The organism is Aeromonas media (genome assembly GCF_000819985.1).
In the GTDB taxonomy this organism is placed as follows: domain Bacteria; phylum Pseudomonadota; class Gammaproteobacteria; order Enterobacterales; family Aeromonadaceae; genus Aeromonas; species Aeromonas media.
In genome coordinates this window covers 5,674-6,620 of record NZ_CDBZ01000007.1, presented here as the reverse complement: position 1 = coordinate 6,620, position 947 = coordinate 5,674, and the positions used below count along the sequence as shown (strand labels likewise).

1 protein-coding gene is annotated in these 947 nt (G+C 66.6%); it reads right to left on the bottom strand.

Translation table 11 applies throughout. The annotated features are described in order from the left end of the window. Window positions 1-786, bottom strand: a 786-nt coding sequence (locus BN1127_RS00515; protein WP_042648113.1) for an alpha-E domain-containing protein, incomplete at its 3' end; no start/stop codon positions are given. Window positions 787-947: the final 161 nt, after the last annotated feature.

Here is a 947-nt window from a genome sequence, read left to right as displayed (position 1 = left end):
GGTGAGGCGCCGCGGCGCCTGGCCGGCGTTGCCTTCGATCTGGGCCAGGATGTGCTCCATCTCGTCGAGGCAGGCGCGCAGGGATCGCGGCACCTCGTTGCGCAGGATCAGCAGCTCGGCGATGGAGGCGTGGGAGAGAGTCTTGTAGAGGGTCTGGTGCGCCTCGTAGGCCCCCACAGAGCGCAGCAGGGCGTTCCAGCGGTAGAACTCGCGCACGCTGTCCTCGTCCTCCCGGATCACCTGATACTTGACGGTGAGGATGCGCGCCGTGTTGTCGGCCCGCTCGATGAAGGTGCCAAGGCGCAGGAACCAGAGCACATCCCCCCGCATCATGGTGCCGTAGGTGGCGCCACGGAACTGGTGGGATCGCTCCTTGATCCAGTCGAAGAACTCCTGGGCCTGGCCGCTGGAAAGCCCCGCCTTGCGGCGCCGGCGGATCTCTATCCAGGCGGCGTTGATGCTCTCCCACACCTCTCCCGGGATCTTGCCGCGCACCCCGTGGGCATTGTCCCTGGCCATGCGCAGGCAACTGAAGATGCTGCTCGGGTTCTCCTCGTCGAAGCAGAAAAATTGCAGCAGGTTCTCCATGTTTACCTGGCCGTAGCGGGCGAGGAAAGGTTCGTGGGTGCCGCTGATGGTGAGGGGGGCCAGCAGCTCGCTGTGATCGGCGTCGATGGAGGGCATCAGCGACATGGTCTGGGTCACGTCCAGCATGCGCGCCGTGTTCTCCGCCCGCTCCAGGTGGCGGGACATCCAGTAGAGTTCGCTTGCGGTGCGGCTCAGCATGTGTTGCCCTCCATGACCCAGGTGTCCTTGGTGCCGCCGCCCTGGGAGGAGTTCACCACCAGGGAGCCTTCGGTGAGGGCGACCCGGGTCAGGCCGCCCGGCACCAGGCGCAGCTCCTGGCCGGTGAGCACGAAGGGACGCAGGTCGATGTGGCGGGGGGG